19 protein-coding genes are annotated in these 19,974 nt (G+C 69.1%); 11 read left to right on the top strand and 8 right to left on the bottom strand.

Features of this window, described 5'->3' with window-relative positions; all coding sequences use genetic code 11:
• Positions 1-28: 28 nt before the first annotated feature.
• Together ACFXKA_RS14750 and ACFXKA_RS14745 are read right to left on the bottom strand one after the other, a co-directional pair.
• Complete coding sequence (locus tag ACFXKA_RS14750) at positions 29-1,255, bottom strand: ketosynthase chain-length factor (RefSeq protein ID WP_354838066.1); 1,227 nt, start codon at positions 1,253-1,255, stop codon at positions 29-31.
• The gene (locus ACFXKA_RS14745) at positions 1,252-2,547 is read right to left on the bottom strand and encodes a beta-ketoacyl-[acyl-carrier-protein] synthase family protein (protein ID WP_379427594.1); all 1,296 of its coding nucleotides are present in this window, start codon (positions 2,545-2,547) and stop codon (positions 1,252-1,254) included. Before ACFXKA_RS14745 ends, ACFXKA_RS14750 begins: the two co-directional genes overlap by 4 nt.
• Before the next feature lie 203 nt (positions 2,548-2,750).
• Here ACFXKA_RS14745 and ACFXKA_RS14740 point away from each other — a divergent pair, with 203 nt between their 5' ends.
• Positions 2,751-3,497 (top strand): SDR family NAD(P)-dependent oxidoreductase, encoded by a 747-nt coding sequence (locus ACFXKA_RS14740; protein ID WP_379427593.1) that lies wholly within the window; start codon positions 2,751-2,753, stop codon positions 3,495-3,497.
• A 6-nt stretch (positions 3,498-3,503) separates the two neighbouring features.
• Here ACFXKA_RS14740 and ACFXKA_RS14735 read toward each other — a convergent pair whose 3' ends face one another.
• Positions 3,504-4,427: a zinc-binding dehydrogenase gene (locus tag ACFXKA_RS14735; RefSeq protein ID WP_379427592.1), complete on the bottom strand. Its 924-nt coding sequence runs from the start codon at positions 4,425-4,427 to the stop codon at positions 3,504-3,506.
• Between the two features lie 144 nt (positions 4,428-4,571).
• Between ACFXKA_RS14735 and ACFXKA_RS14730 the strand changes: the two genes are divergently transcribed.
• From ACFXKA_RS14730 to ACFXKA_RS14715, 4 genes are read left to right on the top strand one after another with little or no spacing between them, the layout of a single operon-like run.
• The gene (locus ACFXKA_RS14730; protein WP_379427591.1) at positions 4,572-6,197 is read left to right on the top strand and encodes an ABC transporter substrate-binding protein; all 1,626 of its coding nucleotides are present in this window, start codon (positions 4,572-4,574) and stop codon (positions 6,195-6,197) included.
• A complete protein-coding gene (locus ACFXKA_RS14725; RefSeq protein WP_354838076.1) occupies positions 6,185-7,147 on the top strand; it encodes an ABC transporter permease in 963 nt (320 codons plus the stop codon). Before ACFXKA_RS14730 ends, ACFXKA_RS14725 begins: the two co-directional genes overlap by 13 nt.
• Positions 7,144-7,971 (top strand): ABC transporter permease, encoded by an 828-nt coding sequence (locus ACFXKA_RS14720; RefSeq protein ID WP_379427590.1) that lies wholly within the window; start codon positions 7,144-7,146, stop codon positions 7,969-7,971. The genes ACFXKA_RS14725 and ACFXKA_RS14720 overlap by 4 nt, the downstream gene beginning before the upstream one ends.
• Entirely contained in the window at positions 7,949-9,634 is a 1,686-nt protein-coding gene (locus tag ACFXKA_RS14715) for a dipeptide ABC transporter ATP-binding protein (protein WP_379427589.1), read from the top strand. The genes ACFXKA_RS14720 and ACFXKA_RS14715 overlap by 23 nt, the downstream gene beginning before the upstream one ends.
• On the opposite strand, the gene ACFXKA_RS14710 is transcribed toward ACFXKA_RS14715, so the two are convergent.
• The 4 genes from ACFXKA_RS14710 to ACFXKA_RS14695 form a co-directional block, all read right to left on the bottom strand.
• Positions 9,574-10,431, bottom strand: a complete 858-nt coding sequence (locus ACFXKA_RS14710; protein WP_354838082.1) for an AfsR/SARP family transcriptional regulator — start codon at positions 10,429-10,431, stop codon at positions 9,574-9,576. The genes ACFXKA_RS14715 and ACFXKA_RS14710 overlap by 61 nt on opposite strands.
• Before the next feature lie 47 nt (positions 10,432-10,478).
• Positions 10,479-11,141, bottom strand: coding sequence for a TetR/AcrR family transcriptional regulator (locus tag ACFXKA_RS14705; RefSeq protein WP_379427588.1), 663 nt, complete (start codon positions 11,139-11,141; stop codon positions 10,479-10,481).
• Between the two features lie 170 nt (positions 11,142-11,311).
• Positions 11,312-12,214 (bottom strand): MBL fold metallo-hydrolase, encoded by a 903-nt coding sequence (locus ACFXKA_RS14700; protein WP_379427587.1) that lies wholly within the window; start codon positions 12,212-12,214, stop codon positions 11,312-11,314.
• Complete coding sequence (locus ACFXKA_RS14695; protein ID WP_354838088.1) at positions 12,211-12,549, bottom strand: antibiotic biosynthesis monooxygenase family protein; 339 nt, start codon at positions 12,547-12,549, stop codon at positions 12,211-12,213. Before ACFXKA_RS14695 ends, ACFXKA_RS14700 begins: the two co-directional genes overlap by 4 nt.
• A 200-nt stretch (positions 12,550-12,749) precedes the next feature.
• On the opposite strand from ACFXKA_RS14695, the gene ACFXKA_RS14690 reads away from it, so the two are divergent.
• On the top strand, positions 12,750-14,282 hold the full coding sequence (locus ACFXKA_RS14690; RefSeq protein ID WP_379427586.1) for an MFS transporter: 1,533 nt from the start codon (positions 12,750-12,752) through the stop codon (positions 14,280-14,282).
• Positions 14,283-14,302: 20 nt separating this feature from the next.
• Here the strand turns inward: ACFXKA_RS14690 and ACFXKA_RS14685 are convergent, their stop codons facing one another.
• Positions 14,303-15,157 carry an NAD(P)H-binding protein gene (locus ACFXKA_RS14685; RefSeq protein WP_379427585.1) on the bottom strand — a complete coding sequence of 285 codons (855 nt, stop codon included), beginning with the start codon at positions 15,155-15,157 and terminating at the stop codon, positions 14,303-14,305.
• A gap of 162 nt (positions 15,158-15,319) precedes the next feature.
• Here ACFXKA_RS14685 and ACFXKA_RS14680 point away from each other — a divergent pair, with 162 nt between their 5' ends.
• From ACFXKA_RS14680 to ACFXKA_RS14660, 5 genes are read left to right on the top strand one after another with little or no spacing between them, the layout of a single operon-like run.
• Positions 15,320-16,414, top strand: coding sequence for a methyltransferase (locus ACFXKA_RS14680; RefSeq protein ID WP_379427584.1), 1,095 nt, complete (start codon positions 15,320-15,322; stop codon positions 16,412-16,414).
• A complete protein-coding gene (locus tag ACFXKA_RS14675) occupies positions 16,383-17,417 on the top strand; it encodes a phosphotransferase family protein (protein WP_379427583.1) in 1,035 nt (344 codons plus the stop codon). Before ACFXKA_RS14680 ends, ACFXKA_RS14675 begins: the two co-directional genes overlap by 32 nt.
• Positions 17,414-18,439: an LLM class flavin-dependent oxidoreductase gene (locus ACFXKA_RS14670; protein WP_379427582.1), complete on the top strand. Its 1,026-nt coding sequence runs from the start codon at positions 17,414-17,416 to the stop codon at positions 18,437-18,439. The genes ACFXKA_RS14675 and ACFXKA_RS14670 overlap by 4 nt, the downstream gene beginning before the upstream one ends.
• Complete coding sequence (locus ACFXKA_RS14665) at positions 18,436-19,554, top strand: LLM class flavin-dependent oxidoreductase (protein WP_379427581.1); 1,119 nt, start codon at positions 18,436-18,438, stop codon at positions 19,552-19,554. Before ACFXKA_RS14670 ends, ACFXKA_RS14665 begins: the two co-directional genes overlap by 4 nt.
• 30 nt (positions 19,555-19,584) lie before the next feature.
• Positions 19,585-19,884 (top strand): muconolactone Delta-isomerase family protein, encoded by a 300-nt coding sequence (locus ACFXKA_RS14660; protein ID WP_354838102.1) that lies wholly within the window; start codon positions 19,585-19,587, stop codon positions 19,882-19,884.
• Positions 19,885-19,974: the final 90 nt, after the last annotated feature.

The following is a 19,974-nucleotide window of genomic DNA, read 5'->3' as shown; positions in this document are numbered from 1 at the left end:
GTCGGGTGCTGTTGGGGGAGTGGCATTTTCATCGGACGCCGCGCAGGACCACCGCCGAGGTGAATCCGCGCCCACCGCGGGCGAGCACGAGCGCGGCCGGCGTGGTCAGCTCACGCGGCTCCCGGACCAGGTCCAGGCGGGTGGGACAGGGATAGTGCTCGAGGCCGGGGGTGGGCGGGATGGTGCGGCTGTCCAGCGTGAGGGCGGCCGCGGCGATATCGAGCGCCCCGCCGCCCGCGAACAGTCGCCCGGTCCCGGTCTTGGGTGCGGTCACCGGGACCCGGTGCGCGCCGAATACCGTGTCGAGCGCGGCGATTTCGTGATCGTCCTGTTCGCGGACTCCGGCCGCGTCGGCGAACACCACCCCGATCTCCCCGGGCGCGGCGCGGGCGTCGGCGAGCGCGGCCCGGATGATCCGGGCCAACGCCGGTGGCCGCGGCGAGCCGGGCCGCGGATCGAATCCGCTGGCATACCCGCTGATGTGGGCGTAGACGCGCGCGCCGCGGTCGCGTGCCCGGTCCGGATGTTCGAGGACGGTCAAGGCGCCGCCTTCGCCGGGTACGAAACCCTCGGCGGTGTCGGCGAATGGCTGGTAGGCCCGTTTCGGGTCGGTGCTCGTGCTGACATTTCCCCCGGCGAGCGTGGCCAGCCAGCCCCACGGCGAGAGCACGGAATCGAAACCGCCGGTGAGCACCAGCGGGGTGCCCGCGCGCACCAGCCGGCGCGCCTTACCGACCGCGTCGAGGCTGCCCGCCTGGTCGGCCACCACGACACTCGAGGGTCCGCGCGCGCCGTGCCTGATCGCGAGCTGCCCGGTGTTCACGGCGTAGAACCAGGCGAAAGACTGATACCCGCTGACATGGCGACTGCCCTGGGCCCATAGTTTCTGCAGCTCCTTCTGCCCGAACTCGAAGCCGCCGCTGGTGCTGGCGGTGACCACTCCGAGTTCGAAGTCGTCCCGGTCGTCCGGGGTGATGCCGGCGTCACGCAGCGCGGCGTCGGAGGACACCAGGGCGTGCCGGGTGGAAATGTCGGTTTGCGGAAGCAGGCGGCCGGACAGCGGCGAGGGGTCGAAGTCGCGAATCTCCCCGGCCAGGGTGGCGGTGTACGGACTGGGATCGAAACGGGTGATCCGGTCGATCGCCGAGCGCCCCGCGAGGGTGTTGCGCCAGTAGTCCGCCACGGTGACTCCGGTCGGCGCGTGAACGCCGATGCCGGTGACGGCGGGATCCACCGTGGCCGCGAGTCCGGTCATGGCGCGACCAGCACTGCGGCACTCTGGAATCCGCCGAATCCGCTGCCGACGCTCAGCACGGTGTCGGTGCGCTGGCCGCGCGCGGTCAGCGGCACGTAGTCGAGATCGCAGCCGGGGCCCGGGTTGTGCAGGTTGGCGGTCGGCGGGATGACGTCGGTGTCGATGGCCAGCGCCGAGGCGGCCAGTTCGAGGGAGCCGACAGCGCCGAGCGAGTGCCCGATCATGGACTTGATGGAGCTCATGGGAACGCGCCGGGCATGGTCGGCCAGCGCCCTTTTCACCGCGGCGGTCTCGTGCAGATCGTTCTGTTTGGTTCCGGAGCCGTGGGCGTTGACGTAATCGACCGCGGTGGGGTTCACCCGGGCCTGGTTCAGCGCGGCGCCGATGGCCTCGGCCATCTCCACTCCGTCGGGCCGCAGGCCGGTCATGTGAAAGGCATTGCCGCGCGTGGCGAATCCGGCGAACTCGGCGTAGATGTGCGCGCCTCGGGCGCGGGCCCGGTCCCAGTCCTCGAGGATCAGGGTCGCGGAACCCTCGCCGAGGACGAAGCCGTCCCGATCCCGGTCGAACGGACGCGACGCGTGTTCCGGGTCGTCGTTGTTGGGGCTGGTGGCCTTGATGGCATCGAAGCAGGCCACCGTGATCGGTGAGATCGGGGCCTCGCTGGCGCCGGTCACGACGATATCGGCGGCGCCCTCGCGGATCAGATCGGCGCCGTGGCCGACCGCGTCCAGCCCGGACGTGCAACCGGTGGAGACCACCGAGGTGGGTCCTTCGGCGCCGATCGTCCAAGCCAGTTCCGCGGCAATGGAACTGGGCACCAGGTAGTCGAAGAGCTGCGCCACAGCCCAGGCCGGGTCCACCAGCCATTCCCGGCCCTGATCGCTGACCAGGGAGTACTCGCGTTCCAGGCCCGTCGTGCACCCGACCGCGCTGCCGATGCTGATGCCGATCCGCGCGGGGTCCACTGTGTGGAGATCGAATCCACTGTCCTGCAAAGCTTCCCGGGCGGTGGTGACCGCGAACTGGGTGACCCGATCCCAGGCCCGCTCCTCGCGCCGGCTCAATCCGTGGTCGTAGGGCCGGAAGTCGATCTCGCCCGCGATCCGGGACCGGTAGCCGCCGGTGTCGAACGAGCTGATCCGGCGGGTGGCGGTGCGGCCCGCGGTGAGCAGGTCCCAGAACTGGCCGGTGCCGACCGCTCCGGGAGCCAGTACGCCGATTCCCGTGATCGCGACCCGGCGCGGTCCGTGCGCCTCTGTTGTCTTTGCTTGCGCCCCAACGTATGCCATGTTCCATCCTTTCGAGTTCGGAACAACTGCCGGCGATCGCCACGACTTCGTGTCAGTGGCGTCGACACTCGCATCGGCTGCTGGAGGCGACGCCGACGAATACTGGAGGACCACTGGAATCGGTTGCTCCAGCGATCCTGTAGGCGGTTGCCGGGCGGGTGTGGGCACAGTCGAGCGGCGACTGTCCACCTGGAGGAGAAGTAATGACTGTGCAGCCGAATGGTCTGGCCGAACGCCGCATCGTGATCACCGGCGGTGGCCGCGGGCTGGGCCGCGTGGTGGCCGAGGATCTGCTCCGCCACGGCGCGCGCGTAATGATCGTCGGCAGGGAATCGACTGCGACACAGTGGATTCAGGAGCATCCCGCCGGGAGCGCCGTGACTGCGGATGTCACCGACGCCGTGCAGCTGGCGGCGGTCTTCGCCGAGGCCGGCAGCAGGCTCGGCGGTGTCGATGTGGTGTTCGCGAACGCCGGCGTGAGCCGCCCCGGGCCCTTGGCGGTCACGCCGCCGGCGAATTTCACCACGGTGCTCGAAACCAATGTCGTCGGAACGTTTCTCACCCTGCAGGCCGCGGTGCCCTATCTGGCCGACTCCGCGTCCGCCCGGTTCATCGCCCTGTCGTCGGCCCTGGCGCAGCGGATCGCGCCCGGCGCGGGCGCGTACTCGATCAGCAAGGCGGCCATCGAGGCCCTGGTCCGCATCGCGGCGATAGAGCTTGCGCCGCAATCCATCTCGGTGAACGCCCTGTCTCCCGGTTTCGTCGACGAGGGGATGGGCCGCGATCTCATCGCGAATCCACCGGTGTGGGGCCGGTACCTACCGACCATCGCGGCGGGTAGGCCGGGGCGGGCCCAGGAGATCGCCGATGCGGCCCGGTTCCTTGCGGGTCCGGACTCGGACTACGTCAACGGCCATGTGCTCGAGGTGAACGGCGGCCTCGCGTTCTGACGCCTGCTACCAGTGCAGAACCGCCTTGCCGTGAAAGGTCCGCTCCCGGAGTGCGGACAGCGTGTCGTCGAGCGTGTCCAGCGGCCCGGTCCGGTTCACGGCGAGGCTCAAATCCCCTGCGGCCCAGCGCCGTCCGAGCCAGAGCAGGTCGTCGGCGGCTCCGATCCCGGCATCGAGCTCGTCGAACAGGTTCACGTAGCTCAGACTCACCCCGGGCCGCCGATGTCCCCAATCGACCGGCAGCTCGAGCGGCGCGCGGACGGTATTGCCGAAACTCACCAGCACACCTCGCGGTTTCAGCAGCTCGAAAGCCGCCTGCAGCGTCGGTCCGCCGACACTGTCGAACACGACGTCGACCGGCCTCGGTGCGGCCGGTTCGCCTTCCGGAGAGACGACATCGAGCCCGGCACCGGTGATTTCGAGACCGGTGCCGGTGAACCGGTGCCGGACCGACAGCACCTCGGCCCCGGCAGTGTGCGCGAGTTGCGCCAGCACCCCGCCGACGCCGCCACTCGTTCCGGTGACCAGCACCGTCCTGCCGATGATCGGCCCGGCCCGCCGGATGGCCGCGAGCGCCGTCAACCCGGCCACGGGCAGCGCGGCGAGATCGACGGCCGTGCCGGGGTCGTCGATGACCGCGACGTCGCGGCGCGGCACGGCGACCCGATCGGCCCACCCGTCGCCGCGCGCGAGCGCGACGACGGCCCGCGAGTGCGCCGGCCCGTCCGCGCCGGCGTCCTCGATCGTGCCGAGAATGTCCCAGCCGAGCCGGGACCCCGCCGGAAGTCGCTCCGCCCGGGTCAGCTCACCCCGGTTGATCCCGATGGCCCGCACCCGGACCAGCACCTCACCGGGCTCCGGCGTCGGCTCGCCGACCTCGATCAGCCGCGTCGGCCTCTGCCGGTCGCCGGTGGTCACTACCGCTCTCATCGCACACCCGTCCTGTCTCGCGTATTCACGCGATCCAGCAAAACGACTGCCGCGCAACGCTGTCCAGCAAGCGCCGGACGCTTTCCAGCGTTCCTCCAGCGGCGCCGGAGTGCGGCTGCATCAGCGGCGACAACACTGCGAACCATGATGGGTAGAACCGTGTGGCCGCTGGCCGCCCTGTTGACCGCTGCCGCGCTGGTCGCGGGCTGCTCCCCGGGTACGGATGGCGGGGGATCGGACGGGCCGCCGGTGGCCGGCGGCACGCTGCGTTTCGCGCTGCCCTCGGAGCCGAGTTGCCTGGACCCGGGGGTGAGTCCCGCCGACGCCACCGCCCTGATCGATCGCGGTGTGGTGGATTCCCTGGTGGCGCAGGGCAACGACAACACCTTCCACCCGTGGCTGGCGAAGAGCTGGACGATCAGCGATGACCTGACGCGGTACGTCTTCACCCTGCGCGACGATGTGGTGTTCCACGACGGCACCCGGCTCGACGCCGCCGCGGTCAAAGCGAACTTCGACCGGATCGTCGATCCGAACACCAAATCCCAATGGGCGGCAACGCTGCTGGGACCGTACAGCCGGTCGACCGTGATCGGCGAGCACACCGTCGAAGTGGCCTTCACCGAGCCATTCCAGCCGTTCCTCGCGGCGGCGAGCACCACCGCCCTGGGTATCCAGTCGCCGAAGAACTTCGCCGACAACGCCGGCAAGCTCTGCGATCACGTGGTCGGGTCGGGTCCGTTCACCTTTGCCGGGCATACCGCGCAGCAGAGCGTCAGCCTCGCCAAGTTCGCCGGATATGACTGGGCCCCTGAGACTTCGGCGCATGCGGGGCCCGCGCGCCTCGATGGTGTCGAGTTCCGTTTCGTGCCGGAGAACTCGACCCGCATCGGGGCGTTGACCAGCGGCCAGGTCGACGGACTGCTGTCGGTGCCCGCGCAGAACGTCAGCGACCTGAAGTCGGATCCTTCGCTTCGGTACACCCGCTACGACGCACAGGGCACCGGCTACGGCGTCTACATCAATACGCGGCGGGGTCCGTGGCAGGACCCACGCGTCCGCCGGGCGTTGCAAGTATCGACCGATGTCGACTCGATCCTGTCCTCGATCTATTTCGGCGTCTACAGCCGGTCGTGGAGCATCCTGACCCCGGCCACCCAGTTCTACGATGCGGCACTGGAAAATTCGTGGAACTACAGTACCGACGAGGCCAACCGGCTGCTCGACGAGGCCGGGTGGAACCAGCGGGACGCAGCGGGCTACCGGGTCAAGGATGGCGTCCGGCTCCGCGCGAACTGGACGACCACCAAGGCACAGGACGAATCCAACTATCGAGGCCTGGTCGGGCTGGCCATCGTCGCCTCGGCCAAGAAGGTCGGCATCGAGATCGTCCGCACCAATGTCCAGACCGGTGAGCTCTTCCAGCTCGTCGCGCGCGGCGACTACGACCTGTTCGACACCAGCTGGTCATCCAACTCGCCGGACATCATGCGCAGCTTCCTGCTCTCGACCGCCAAACCCATGGCGGGACAGAATATTTCGTGGGTGAACGACCCGCAGGTAGACGCGTGGGTCGGCAATGCCGCGCGCACCCTCGACGCGGGCGCGCAGCGCGCGGACTATGCCGCCGCCCAGCACTGGGCCATCGATCAGGCGGTGCTCGTTCCGATCTTCGTGCCCGCCAGCCAGGTCGCGACCCGGACCCGGCTGCACGGTATCGCCGCGGCCCCGGCGTCGTACCCGGTCTTCTACGATGCGTGGCTGAACTGATGGCCGCCCTGGTGACCGTCGCCGGTGCGATCCTGCGCCGGGTACTCGGAATCGCCGGAATCCTCACGGGGGTCGCGACCGTGACGTTCCTCGCCATGTCCCTCGTGCCCGGCGATCCGGCCTACGCCATGCTCGGGAATGCGCCCGCGACCCCGGCGACCCTCGCCGCCATCCGTGCGCAGATGGGCCTGGACGAGCCGCTGCCGCAGCGGTTCCTGCACTATCTGGGCCGCCTGGCCCGCGGCGATTTCGGCGAGTCCTTCCAGAGACAGCAGCCGGTACTGCACGTGATCGGCGAACAACTCGCTCCGACACTGGAACTCGCCGCAGCGGCCATCACCCTCGGCGTCGCGGGTGCGCTGGTCACGGTGGTCGCGACCTCGGGGACACGCCGCGCGCCGCGGGCGATCGCCCATGCGCTGGAGCTGATGGCGGTATCCACGCCGACCTTTTGGACCGGCACCCTGCTGCTGGCGGGTCTCTCGTTCCGCCTGCACCTGTTTCCCTCGACCGGGTCCGGTCCGGCGGCCCTGGTCCTGCCCGCGACCACTCTGGCCGTGCCCATCGGCGCGCTGCTGGCCCAGGTGATGCGGGACGGCGTGGACGCGGTCATGCTGTCCCCGTTCGTGCTCAGCGCCCGCGCCCGGGGGCTGGGTGAGCTGGACATCCGAATCCATCACGCGCTGCGGCACACGCTGCTGTCCGCCGTCACGGTCAGCGGTTGGCTGGTCGGCGGTCTGCTCAGCGGCGCGGTGCTGGTCGAGACGGTGTTCGCGCGCCCCGGTCTGGGGCGAGTCTTGTTGTCGGCGGTCACTACTCACGATTTTCCGGTGGTCATCGCGCTGGTCATGTCCGGCTCGCTACTGTTCATCGCCGTCAATTCCGTGGTGGACCTGGCCTACCGGGTCATCGATCCGCGCTCGGCGACGCCCTCGGAGGTGGCCCGGTGACCGCGACGCCGAATGCGCGGCTGCTCCTGCCCGGCCTCGTCGCCGTCGTGCTGGCGGCCTGTGTCCTCGTGCCCGGCTGGATCGCGACGCGATCGCCCATCGAAGTCGATCTGGGTCAGGCGCTGGCGACGCCCGGTCGCCACCACTTCCTCGGCACCGATCAGCTCGGACGAGACATCTTCGCGCGCATTGTCTTCGGCGCCCGCTATTCGATCCTCGTCGGTCTCACCGCGACCCTGCTGGCCGTCCTCGGCGGCACGCTGATCGGGCTGTGCGCGGCGCTCGGCGGCCGGCTCATCGACACCGTCATCGCGCGGGGGCTGGACATCGTGCTGGCGTTTCCGGGCGTCCTGCTGACGCTGTTGGTGATCGCGATGCTCGGGCAGGGGGCGGGCAGCCTGATCGCGGCGATCGCCATCGCCGAATCCGCCTCGTACGCCAGGCTGGTCAGGTCGCAGGCCCTGGTGGTGCGGAACGCCGACTACGTCCGGGCATCGATCGCGCTGGGCCGCTCGCCCGGATATCGGATCGTGCGCCACATCGTCCCGAACTCGCTGCGCCCGACCGTCGTGCTGGCGACCCTCGGCGTCGGCAGCTCGATCTTGATCGGCTCGGCCCTGAGTTTCCTGGGCCTCGGCCCGAAAGAGCCCATCCCCGAATGGGGTTCGATGCTCGCGGCGGGCCGTGAACTGTTGTCCAAGTCGTGGTGGGTGGCTGTTCCGCCCGGAGCCGCCATCACCCTCACCGTCGTCACCGTCACCGTGCTCGGCCGGGCACTGCAACAACGTTGGGAGGGCGGCCTTGCCCGTTCTGCACGCCGATGATCTGCACGTCTCCTTCGGCCGGGGCGGTGACCGGGTAGCGGCGGTGCGCGGCATCGGGTTCGAGCTCGCGGCCGGTGAATGCCTGGCGATCGTGGGGGAATCCGGGTCTGGCAAGAGCGTCACCGCCCGCGCGCTGCTGGGCCTGACCGGACCGGGTTCGACGGTCGCCGCCCGGTCCCTGCGCCTGGGCGATATCGATCTGGATCGATTGTCCGCGCGCGAGTGGCGTTCCGTGCGCGGTCGGGAGATCGCGCTGATTTTGCAGGACGCGCTGATCTCGCTCGACCCGCTGCGGCCGGTCGCGGCCGAGGTAGGCGACACGCTCCGCGCGCACCGGCTCGCGCACTCCGCGGCCGACCGCGCCCGCCGGGTCGACGAGTTGCTGCGATCGGTCGGTATCGACGATCCGGAATTGCGCAGGACCCTGCGCCCCCACCAGCTTTCGGGCGGACAGCGGCAGCGGGTATTGATCGCTTCCGCCCTCGCGGGGCGGCCGAAGGTGATCATCGCCGACGAGCCGACGACGGCCCTCGACGCCACCGTGCAGGCCCGGATACTGAAACTGCTGGCCGCCCTGCGCGATGACGGCACCGCCCTGCTGCTGGTCAGTCACGACCTGTCGGTGGTCGCCGGAATCGCCGACCGGGTCGCGGTCATGCACGAGGGCCGCATTGTCGAACAGGGCCCGGCCGCCCTGGTTCTCGGCGCACCCGAGCACCCCTACACCCGCCGCCTGCTGGCGGCGGTCCCGACTCCCGAGAAACGAGGCAGGCCGCTGTCGGGGGACGGCCGGGCCGCCGCGCGATCGGAACCGGCGGCCCGCCCCGCCGCCGGGACCGAATCCGCCCCGCCCGCCCTGTCCGTGACGGGGTTGTGCAAGTCGTTCCGCGTGGCCCGCGGCCGGTCGGTGGCGGCCGTCACCGAGGTCGGCTTCGAGCTGCCGGTCGGCACCACGCTGGGCCTGGTCGGCGAATCCGGCTCCGGCAAGAGCACCACCGCCGCACTGGTTCTCGGCCTGCTGCGACCGGACGCCGGCACCGTCACCCTCGGCGGCCAACCCTGGAGCGCCCTGCCCGAGCGGGCCCGCCGGGCCCGGCGTCCGCAGGTCGGCGTCGTCTGGCAGGACCCGGCGAGTTCGTTCGATCCCCGCTGGGACGTCACCCGGATCATCGGTGAGGCCCTGCCCGCGCGCGGGCGCAGCGCCGCCGATCGGCGCAAGCGAATCCTGAGCCTGCTCGATTCCGTCGGTCTGCCACAGACTTTCGAACGGCGGCGGCCCGGCGAGATGTCCGGCGGGCAGCGCCAGCGGGTGGCCATCGCCCGCGCCCTGGCCTCCGATCCCGCCGTCCTGATCTGTGACGAGCCGGTCTCCGCCCTGGACGTCACGATCCAGGCGCAGATCCTGGATCTGCTCGCGGATCTGAAAGCCCAACGGGGACTGTCGATGCTGTTCGTTTCGCACGATCTCGCGGTCGTGCAGCACCTCAGCGACTCCGTGGCGGTGATGGCCGCGGGCCGAATCGTGGAGCAGGGGAGTGTCGACCAGGTCTTCGACACTCCCCAGCACGATGTCACCCGGGCCCTGCTCGCCGCGGTCCGGCTTCAGCCGCAGAGCGAATCCACCTGCGGTCGTAGTCGACCCGCGATGAGCTCGGCCGAATAGCGTGAGGCGGCGACGATTTTCGGTGGCGGAGCCAGCTCCGGGGCGCTGCGCAGCACCTTGTGGTGCAGTTGCTGCAGCGCCGGGGTGGGCTCCAGGCCCAGCTCCTCGGCCAGCCGGTGCCGCAACCGCTCGTACACCTGCAGCGCGTGCGCCTGCCTGCCGGAGCGGTAGAGCGCGATGATCAGATGCGCGTGCAGGCTCTCCAGCAGCGGCGAGCGCTGCACCATGCCGCTGAGTTCACCGATCAGTTCGCGATGACGGCCCAGCCGCAGATCCACCTCGATGCGGTGTTCGAGGATCGACAGCCGCACCTCGTTCAGGCTGGTGGCCCACATGGTCAGCACCGGACCGGGTTTGATGTCGGTGAAGACCGGGCCGCGCCACACCGCCAGGGCCGCGCGCAGCGCGCTGTCGGCGCTGTCGTCGTCCTCGGCCGCCAGTGCCATCCGGGCCAGCCGGACCTTGTCCTCGAAGACGTCGACATCGAATTCCCCGGGACCCACATGCAGGAGGTAGCCGCGTTCGCGGGTCTCCAGCCGGGACTCGCCCCGATCCAGGTTCGAGCTGTGTTCGCCGAGGCATTTGCGCAACTGCATGACATAGGTCTGGAGCGTGGAGGCCGCCGAGGAAGGCGGTGCCGACTCCCACAGTTCCTCGATGCAGTAGTCGGCCGAGATCACCCGGTTCGCGTTCATCAACAGCAGGGCGAGCAGTTGGCGCTGCTTCGGTGCGCTCGGGACTGCGCCGACACCGTCGATGCAGCACTGCAGTGATCCCAATACCCCGAATTTGATCATGTGTAGCTCCCGAGCTGTATGAAGATTTCAGCGCGCCGGAAATCCGGTCACGCTGGTCGTTCGATCGCGTAGGCGCGCAGAATCAGTCGTGCGGCGCGCGCCGAGATCTCCGCGGCCCGGTCCGGCGTGAGCGCGATGGTGCCGAAGGCCGAGGCCTGCTGGCCGTCGTGGGACAGCTGCGCGAAGAACTGGCCCGCCACCTCCGCCGGTTCGGTCGTCTCCAGAATGCCCGCCGCGGCGAGCACTTCGAAGCGATGGGCGAGCCATCCGGCGATCCGCGGCCCCTGCGCCACGGATTGATCGGCACAGACCTGATGCAGGTCCGGATGCCGCGCCACCTCACCGACGATCAGCCGCCGTACCGCGGACACCCGCTCGGACAGGGTCACCGCGAGGAACAAACGCCCCACGGTGACCAGATCCTCGAAGACGGTGTCCGGATTCCGCAGCAGGCGCGGATCGAGTTCGTCGGCCGTATCGGCCGCTGCCCGCACCCCGGCGAGTACCACCCGGAACAGGGTCCGTTTGTCGCCGAAGTAGTTGTAGATCGTCTGCTTGGACACGCCGGCCTGCTCGGCGATGGCCTCGACACTGGTTCGCTCGTAACCGAATTCGAGGAACGAGTCCGTGGCGGCATCCACGATCACCGACCGCTTGTTCGCCACGCGTGATTCCAGCGCGACTGCGGCCCGGGACGAAGCTGACACCATGGGCACACTCCTTCATTCGAAATGCGATCCGATTCCACAGGCTAGCCAGCGTCCGCCGGGTGCGGAATCGTCCCGCTCGCCGTGATCGGAAGGCTTCGTCAGTATTTCATAATCTGTTACGGCACAGTCGAATTGGTGACATCGGCAATCGGCGGGTGGGCGTGCCGAGGTCAGGCGGAGGCCGGGATCGAATGCCCCAGGAAGGCCGCCATATCCGCCAGGACCGGTCCCGAGCGGATCGGCGCGGCGGTGTCCGCGATCTCGGCGTACGCACAATGGAGATTAGCCACCAAACGCTCCGGTTCATTCCACGACGACCACGGATGGCCGCCCAGTCGCGCCGGATCGACCTGGCGGGCCGCCTCGAGTGGCGTCGCGCCGGACGGCATCGCGTCCCGGGCCACCGCGAGCAGCCAGCCGAGATAGTCGCGGGTCTCGGTGAGGACGTGACGGTCGGCGACCTCACCGTGGCCGCCGATGATGGTCTCGGGCGCGAGGTCCCACAGCCGATCGATCCAGTCGAGCATGCCGTGCACCGAACCCGACAGCAGGAACGGTGTCGTGCCGGGCATGACGAGATCACCCGCGATGAGGACCCGTGCGTGCGGCACCCACACCGCCAGATCGGCGTCGGTGTGTCCGATACCCCCGGTGAGCAGGTGGATCTCGCGCTCACCGGCGTGCAGGAGGGCCCGCTCACCCACCCCGACACCGGGCAGCACCAAAGGCAGGTCCCCCCAATCGATCTCGGGCCACAGGGCTCGCACCGCCCAGCCGTTGCGAGCCATCGCCGGCCGGCACCGTCGATGCGCGACGACCGGAGCCGGGGCGAACAGCGCGTTCCCCGCCGTGTGGTCCCCGTGCCAGTGGGTGTTGATCACCATCGCCGGTGAGCCCGCGCCCATCCGCATCAGCGCGGAACGCAAACCGCGGGCTCGGCTTTCGGTGCCCAGCGTGTCCACCAGAACGGATTCGCCGTCAGCGCGGACGAGCGCGGCATTGCTCACGCACCAGCCGCCGGGGCGCTCGATATAGGCGAAGACGTCGTCGGCGACCTCGTCGAGTGCACTCACCCCGACCGACCGGCCGATCGAATGATCCGGCACAGCTGCGGATCTCCGGCCGCCACCTCACCGACCCGGGTGCGGGTGCGGAATTCCGGATTCGAGGTCGCGCGCAGGAATGCCTCGCGGCCGGACCAGCGAGCGATATTGATGTAGACGTCCGGATCGCTCTCGGATTTGAGCAATTCGTAATGCCGGAAGCCGGGTTGCCGCGAGAAATAGTCCGCGACATCGGCATAGATCGATTCGAATCGCTCCGCCGGACCCGCCAGACGCAAGACATTCACGAAGACGTACTCGGACTGCTGCCCGGCCGCTACCGGGTCGGTCGTTGGATCGGACACCGATCGTCCTCACTTCTCATCGATCGAACACGTGTCTCCAGCATGTGCGCGGGATCTGCAGCGCCACTGGAGTCCCGCTGGAGTCTTGCTGGAGTCCCGCTGGAGCCGGATTGACGGTGGACTCACGAGTCCAGATATTGGACCCATGAGTCCATCGGACTCGAATCACCTTTGTGTCCAAGGGAATTGGAGCCCAATCCATGTCCACACCGTCTCCGTCGCTCGACACCACACGGTCCCGGATTTCCCGTCCGCCGGATTGGGCGGTGCTGAGCCTGCTCTGCCTGGGGCAGCTGATCGTCGTCCTCGACCTTTCGATCGTCAATGTCGCGCTGCCCGCCATCCAGGGTTCGCTCGACTTCTCCGACGCCGGACTGCAGTGGGTGGTCAACGGCTACGCCATCACCTTCGCCGGCTTCCTGTTGCTCGGCGGCCGGGTCGCCGATCTGATCGGCCGCCGGCGGGTGTTCCTCATCGGCCTCACCATTTTCACCCTCGCCAGCCTGGCCGGTGGTCTGGCCAGATCGTCGGAATGGCTGGTGATCGCCCGCGTCATCCAGGGTTTCGGCGGTGCGCTGCTCTCGCCCGCCACCCTGGCGATCCTGTCGACCACCTTCACCGAGGGCAAGGCGCGGGCCCGTGCCACCGCGGCCTGGGGTGCGATCTCGGGGGCCGGTGCCGCACTGGGGTCGGTGCTCGGCGGTGTACTGACCGATATCGCCAGCTGGCAGTGGATCTTCTACGTCAATATCCCGCTCGGTGCGCTGGCCCTGGCACTGACCTATCCGTTGCTCGGTGAGAGCCGGGGCGCGGCGGGGAAGCGGCTCGACGGGGTCGGTGCCGTGCTCGTCACCACGGCGCTGGTGGCGCTGGTGTTCGGCGCGGTGGACTCCCAGAACCATGGCTGGTCCGCATCCTCGACCTGGGGGCCGATCGCAGGCGCGGCCGCGCTGCTGGTCTGGTTCACCCTGCACGAGGCGAAGGTGGCGGTCGCGCCGCTGATTCCGTTGTACGTCTTGAAGATCCGGTCGGTCGCCTTCGCCAATATCGTCATGTTCTGGATCGGCGCGGCGGTGATCGCGCACTTCTACTTCCTGTCGCTGTACATGCAGAACATCCTGGGCTACAACGCCTTCCGCACCGGCATCGCGTTCCTGCCGGGCGCGGTGGCGATGACCATCGGCGCGTACTCGGGTCCGCCGCTGGTCAAGCGATTCGGGGGCGTCCGCCCGCTGCTGACCGGCGCGCCCGCGTTGAGCGCGCTCGGACTGCTCTGGCTCGCGTTCGTCCCGGATCACGGCTCCTTCGCGCTGCATGTGCTGATCCCCCAGGTCCTGATCACCCTCGGTGCGGGGTTGCTGATGGTGCCGCTGGTCATTGCCGCCACCGGCGGCGTGGCGCCCGCCGAGGCCGGCGTGGCCTCCGGAATCATCAACACCACCAGGCAATTCGGTGGAGCCATCGGACTGGCGGTGCTGGCCACCATCGCTGCCTCCCGGACCGGTTCCGGCAGCGGCGGCCACCCGCCGTCGCACGCTGAGCTGCTGTCCGGCTATCACGCCGCGTTCGGTGTCGGCGCGGTCTTCGCGGTGGTAGCGCTGGGCTTCACCTTCGGTCTGCGGACCGTCGCGCCGCCCATACCGACGGCGGCGACCCCGGCGGAGCCGGAGATCGACGCACCTGAGTCCGATGCCGCTCTGGAGACCACCGAAAGCAGTCCCGCCCGCCCGTGACCGGCGCCGGGCGAGGGTCCTCACGAGTCGCCGAGGAACCTCGCCCGGTGGTCGCGCACGAACTTCTCATAGCTGATCGGCGGTGTCCCGGTGAGTATTTCGACGTCATCGAAGATCCGGCCGCGGACCGGGCCCGCGGCGGCACGGGCGGCGGTGACCGCGTCCGCGACCGTCGCGGGCACCCGGCGGGCCAGCCGCTCCCGCTCCTGCTCGATCGAGATCTCCCGCACGGCGATCGGCCGGCCGAGCACCTCGGCGAGGACGGCCACCTGCTCACGCGGGCTCACCGCCCGCGGGCCGCTGAGCCGCAGCACCGGTGCGCCGGCGGGGTCGGTCTCCGCGGACAGCGCCCGGGCTGCCACCCGCCCGATATCGCGAGGATCGAGATGGGCCGCGGGCAGATCGGGCAGCGCTACCTCGACCACGCCGGTGCCGAGAATCGAAGGGATCCACGCGAATGCATTGGAATAGAACCCGTTCGGCCGCAACACGATCGACGGAATGCCGGACTCGACGGCCACTCGCTCGCCCGCGGCATGCCAGCCGCCGAGCGCGCCGTCCGGATTCTCGTCCACTGCCAGCGACGAGACCGTGACCACCCGCCGCACGCCCGCCGCCGCCGCGGCCGCGACCACGGTGGCGTCCTGCCTCGCCTTCAGATGGCCGGAGGTCGCGATGAAGACCGAATCCACCCCCTCCAGTAGCGGATCCAGTGTGCGGGGAACATCGAGGTCCCCGGCCACGAATTCCACACCCGGCACCGGGGCGGTCCGGCCGGGATTTCTGGTCAGGGCGCGGACCTTCGCACCCCGCCGCGACAATTCCCCCACCGTCGCGGTGCCGACGATACCGGTGGCTCCGACCACGAGAATCATTCGAATCATCTCCCTTGCAACGCGATTCACTGCGACGGCGGGAGCGTATCCGGCAATTCGGGCGCACGGCCGAATGCCGGATCCACGCTCCAGAGATCCTCCAGGAGCCGTGCAGCAGCGCTTTCTACGGTCGATTCCGACGCCAAACCTCAGGAGGACTCGATGAGTCACGTCTCCACACCGCTGATCCCCGCTCCCGGTGACACTTTCGGCAACACCGATTCCGGAGGATCGCCCGCCCACATTCTCGGCCTGGTCTCCGGGGCCCGCCGTGCCCAGGTGGTGCTGGCCGCGGTGGAGCTCGACCTGTTCACCGCACTGGCCGACAAGGAGCTTCCGGCAGCCGAAATCACCACGATCACCGGGATTCAACCCGAATGGTCGCGCGATTTCCTCGATGCCGTCGCCACCACCGGACTGCTCATCACCGATCACGGTCGTTACGCGAACAGTCCCGATGCGGACCGTTATCTGGTGCGTGGCCGTCCCCACTATCTCGGCGGATTCCTGCGTTTCCTCGACAAGACCCTGCATCCGGCCTGGACCGGGCTCGCCGCCAGCCTGAAATCCGGGAAGCCGGCCAATTCCGATGCGGCGGACGGTGATCCATACGGCACCCTGTTCACCGACGCCGACGATCGTCGCGCCTTCTTCGAGGCGATGGATGTGCTCAACGCCCCCATCGGCGCGGCGCTGTCCCGGCTGGACTGGTCGCAGCGCACCACCTTCGCCGATATCGGCGGCGCGCGCGGAAATATCGCCGCGGAACTGGCGCGAGCTCACTCGCACCTCACGGCACAGGTCTTCGACCTACCCGAGGTCGAGCCCGAATTCGACGCCCACATCACCGAACTGGGGTTGACCGACCGGATCGCCTTCCGGCCCGGCGACTTCTTCACCGATCCGCTGCCCAGCGCCGATGTGCTCATTTTCGGGCATGTCCTGCACAACTGGCCCGTCCATCGGCGGCAGCAGCTCATCGCCGCCGCCTACGCGGCGCTGCCGGAGGGCGGCACCATCGCCATCTACGACCCGGTGCTCGATCCGGTCAGCCCCACCCCACCGGCCTTGCTCGCCAGCCTGAACATGCTGGTGTGGTCCTCCGGCGGCAGCGAGTACACCGTCGCGGAGGCCGAAACGTGGCTGCGCGCAGTGGGATTCGTCGATATCGCCGCAGTTCCGCTCGGTCCGACATCCACGCTCATCACCGGCGAAAGGCCACATCATGGCGGTGCCACTGCAGCGATCGCCGAATAGCACCCGGGATCTGGTGCTGGGCTGGCTGTCCCGTACCTCGACCGGGTACGACATCGATCCGGACAGCGTCGATATCTCGCTGCCGCGCAACGGTTTCTCGGCGGAGACCATTCAGGTGACCGCGCGCGATATCGCAGGCGGCGCCCACCGTTCGATCATCCGGGTCGGCGCCACCGGAGAGAGGATCTATCCCACCGAATCGATCGTGGCGCAGGCCGATGCGCTGCGGGCGGTCCGCCGCCACAGCGATGTGCCCGTGCCCGAGGTGCTGGCCGTCGAACCCGATGCCACCGTGCTGGGTGCGCCGTTCTTCCTGATGGAGTTCGTCGACGGGCGGGTCCCGCCGGACTTTCCGTCCTACCACCGGTCGGGCTGGGTCGCCGACCTGGTGCCCAGCGAACGCACGGCGGTCTGGTGGGCGGCCCTGACCGCGCTCGAACGACTGCATTCGATCACGGCGGATACCGCCGATCTGCCCGATCTGGGTCCCGCTGCGCAGGTGCGGTATTGGAGCGACGCGCTGGACTTCTACCGCTGTGCGGACGATCCGGTGATCCGGCGGGCCCAGCGGTGGCTGGCGGGCAATATTCCGGTTCACCGGTCGCCGTACGCGCTGCTGTGGGGTGACGCCAGGCTCGGCAACATCATCTACCGCGATACCGAGGTCGCCGCCCTCGTCGACTGGGAGATGACCGGATACGGCGAACCCGAGAGCGATCTCGCCTGGTTTCTGTACCTGGACCGGTACCTGAGCCGGGGGATCGGCGCACAGCGACTGTACGGGCTGCCCGACCGGGACCGAACCGTCGAGGCGTACGCCGCGCTGTCCGGCCGGACGCTGCGAAATCTCACCTTCTACGAGGTGCTGGCCGGATTCAAATTCGCGCTCATCACCGCGGCGGTGACGCGCCGCGCGGAGCGCACCGGACTGCCCTCGGATACGCCATTTCCCTTGCACCGCAATGCGGTAGCCCTGCTCGACGAAACCCTGGAGGCGCTATGACCATCAGATTGTCCATCCTCGACCAGGCTCCGGTCCCCGAGGGCACGCCCCAGTCGCAGGCCCTGGCCAATTCTCTCGACCTCGCCCGCCACGCCGAACGCTTCGGCTACACCCGCTACTGGGTCGCCGAACACCACGCCATGTACTCGCACGCCATCTCGGCGCCCGAGATCCTGGTGACCGCGATCGCCTCGGCGACCTCGACGCTGCGGGTCGGATCGGGCGGGGTGCTGCTCACGCACTACAGCCCGTTCAAGGTCGCCGAGACGTTCCGGACGCTGACGGCCCTGCATCCGGGCCGCATCGACCTCGGCATCGGACGGTCCACGGGCGCCGACGAGGTCGAGACCCTCGCACTGCGCCCGTCACCCGAGGCCGGACGCGGACCGTCGATCGACGCGAAGGTCGAACAGCTGCGCGCCCATCTGGCCGGCTCCCCGGCCGTCGACGGTGCGCGGCGCGCCCCGGTCGCGGTTCCGCTCGACGCGCCCGCACCGGATGTCTGGCTGCTGGGCAGCAGCCCCGGGAGTGCCGCGTCGGCGGGCCGGGCCGACATCGACTACGCGTTCGCGCATTTCATCAATCCGGGGGCGACCCGGGAGGCCATCGATGCATACCGCCGGCTCGCGCCCGGGCGGTCGCCGATCGTCGCCATCACGGCGGTGGTCGCTGATACCGAGGCCGAAGCCGCACGACTGTACTCGGCCCAGCGCGCGGTGCGTAATCGGTTGTTCCGCAACGATGTCCGGCCGATTCCGGAGCCGGACACCGCGCTGGCAGAGCTGGCCCGCTACGGCGACATCCTCGAAAACGAGCACTTCGAATGGCCCCGGTACTTCTGGGGCACGCCCGACCGCGTCGGTGACCGAATCCGTTCGCTCGCCGCGAGTCTCGACGTCGAGGAGATCATCGTCGTCACCACGGTGCACGACCATCGGGCGCGGGTGCGCAGTTACGAACTGCTGGCCGCCGAGTTCGCGCTGCCGGCCCCCACCTCCGCACTCCAGGACGTGACGCGATGAAGTTCGGCATCAACCTCTTTCCCACCGTCGGCCCGCACGACCAGGCGCCGGTCGACTACTACGACCACGCGCTGTCGATCGCGGTCTACGCCGAAGAGCTCGGCTACCACCACGTCAAGACCGTCGAGCACTACTTCTTCGAATACGGCGGCTACAGCCCGGATCCCACCACCTTCCTGACCGCAGTCGCCGCCCGGACGGAGCGGATCCGGCTGATCACCGGCGCTGTGGTGCCCGCGTTCGATCATCCGATCAAACTCGCGGCGCGGCTGGCGGTGCTGGACAACATCAGCCACGGGCGGCTCGATGTCGGTGTCGCACGGGGATTCCTGCCGGACGAGTTCGCGGCTTTCCAACTGCCCCTGGATGATTCGCGGCCACGGTTCGACGCCACCGTGGCGGCGATCGTGGAGCTGTGGACGGGATCCGACGTCACCGTCGACAACGGCTTCCACTCGTTCGGACCGGTGACGCTGCAGCCGCGTCCTTTTCAGAGTCCGCACCCGCGCATCCTGGTGGCCACGGCGATCACCCCGGAGTCCGCCGAGCGGGCCGGCGCGGCCGGGTACGGGCTGCTGCTGGTGCCGTCGATCAATCCGCGGGAGAAGGTGCAGGACATCATCGCCCGGTATCGGGCGGCCCGGGAAGCCGCCGGATTCGACCCCGCCACAGCCGAAGTGCATCTGAGCTACAGCTCGTTTCTCGCCGACGACGCGGGCGACGCGCGCAGCCTCGGCGAGCAGTTCGCGAACGCCAACCACCGTGCGCTGGCCCGGGCCGTGTCCGGCTGGTCGACCGCCCGCAGCACCCAGTACGAGGGGTACGAGAAGATCGTCGACCGGGTCGCGGGCGGGACCTTCGCCGCCCAGCTCGCCGCCGACAAGACCATAGTCGGGACGCCGGCCCAGGTCGTCGATCAGATCGCTCGTATCAGAGAGGCGTTCGGCGACGTGACGATCAGCCTGCAGACGCCGCCCAGCACCGCGCCCGAGGCCGTCGTGCGGCGCTCGGTGCAACTCTTCGCCGAGGACGTGCTGCCGCATTTCTCGACGCCCGTCGCACTCGACGGCACAACTCCCGGCGTCGCGGCCGCTGCCGTCGCGCCGGGCCGATAGAAAACACCCGCACCAGAAGGAGTTTCGAGCATGGCGCTCTTCGCCGTCTTCACCAAGCAGCACCCCATCGGCATCAGCGCCGACGAATTCCGGCACCGGCTGCCGGAGGGATTCGCACACCACGTCGATCTCGTGAAGCGTGGCATCATCAAGCACAGCTGGATCATTGCCGGACAGTCCGGCGGGCTGAATGTCTACGAGGTGGCCAGCCACGAGGAACTCACCGACGCGCTGTACGGCAACCCGCTGTCCTCGCACCTGGAGTTCGAGGTCTTCCCACTGTCGGACCCGGGTGGGTTCGATGTCGACGAATTCGCCACGCGGGACTAGGACATGCGAGAGCGGGGTGGTCACCGATCGGTGTCCACACCCCGCACCTGCATTTGGCGAACGGGCCCGGGGCCCGGACCTGGAGACGAC

It is taken from the genome of Nocardia sp. NPDC059228, assembly GCF_042754245.1.
Classification (GTDB): Bacteria; Actinomycetota; Actinomycetes; order Mycobacteriales; family Mycobacteriaceae; genus Nocardia.
Note: the sequence above shows the minus strand (reverse complement) of the source record. Positions and strands in the feature narration are given on the sequence as shown.

Coding starts and splice junctions, on each gene's coding strand:
- ACFXKA_RS14665 (WP_379427581.1), top strand. CDS start 18,436: ATGAAGTTCGGCATCAACCTCTTTCCCACCGTCGGCCCGCACGACCAG.
- ACFXKA_RS14670 (WP_379427582.1), top strand. CDS start 17,414: ATGACCATCAGATTGTCCATCCTCGACCAGGCTCCGGTCCCCGAGGGC.
- ACFXKA_RS14750 (WP_354838066.1), bottom strand. CDS start 1,255: ATGACCGGACTCGCGGCCACGGTGGATCCCGCCGTCACCGGCATCGGC.
- ACFXKA_RS14710 (WP_354838082.1), bottom strand. CDS start 10,431: ATGATCAAATTCGGGGTATTGGGATCACTGCAGTGCTGCATCGACGGT.
- ACFXKA_RS14705 (WP_379427588.1), bottom strand. CDS start 11,141: ATGGTGTCAGCTTCGTCCCGGGCCGCAGTCGCGCTGGAATCACGCGTG.
- ACFXKA_RS14660 (WP_354838102.1), top strand. CDS start 19,585: ATGGCGCTCTTCGCCGTCTTCACCAAGCAGCACCCCATCGGCATCAGC.
- ACFXKA_RS14675 (WP_379427583.1), top strand. CDS start 16,383: ATGGCGGTGCCACTGCAGCGATCGCCGAATAGCACCCGGGATCTGGTG.
- ACFXKA_RS14730 (WP_379427591.1), top strand. CDS start 4,572: ATGATGGGTAGAACCGTGTGGCCGCTGGCCGCCCTGTTGACCGCTGCC.
- ACFXKA_RS14740 (WP_379427593.1), top strand. CDS start 2,751: ATGACTGTGCAGCCGAATGGTCTGGCCGAACGCCGCATCGTGATCACC.
- ACFXKA_RS14680 (WP_379427584.1), top strand. CDS start 15,320: ATGAGTCACGTCTCCACACCGCTGATCCCCGCTCCCGGTGACACTTTC.
- ACFXKA_RS14690 (WP_379427586.1), top strand. CDS start 12,750: ATGTCCACACCGTCTCCGTCGCTCGACACCACACGGTCCCGGATTTCC.
- ACFXKA_RS14685 (WP_379427585.1), bottom strand. CDS start 15,157: ATGATTCTCGTGGTCGGAGCCACCGGTATCGTCGGCACCGCGACGGTG.
- ACFXKA_RS14735 (WP_379427592.1), bottom strand. CDS start 4,427: ATGAGAGCGGTAGTGACCACCGGCGACCGGCAGAGGCCGACGCGGCTG.
- ACFXKA_RS14745 (WP_379427594.1), bottom strand. CDS start 2,547: ATGGCATACGTTGGGGCGCAAGCAAAGACAACAGAGGCGCACGGACCG.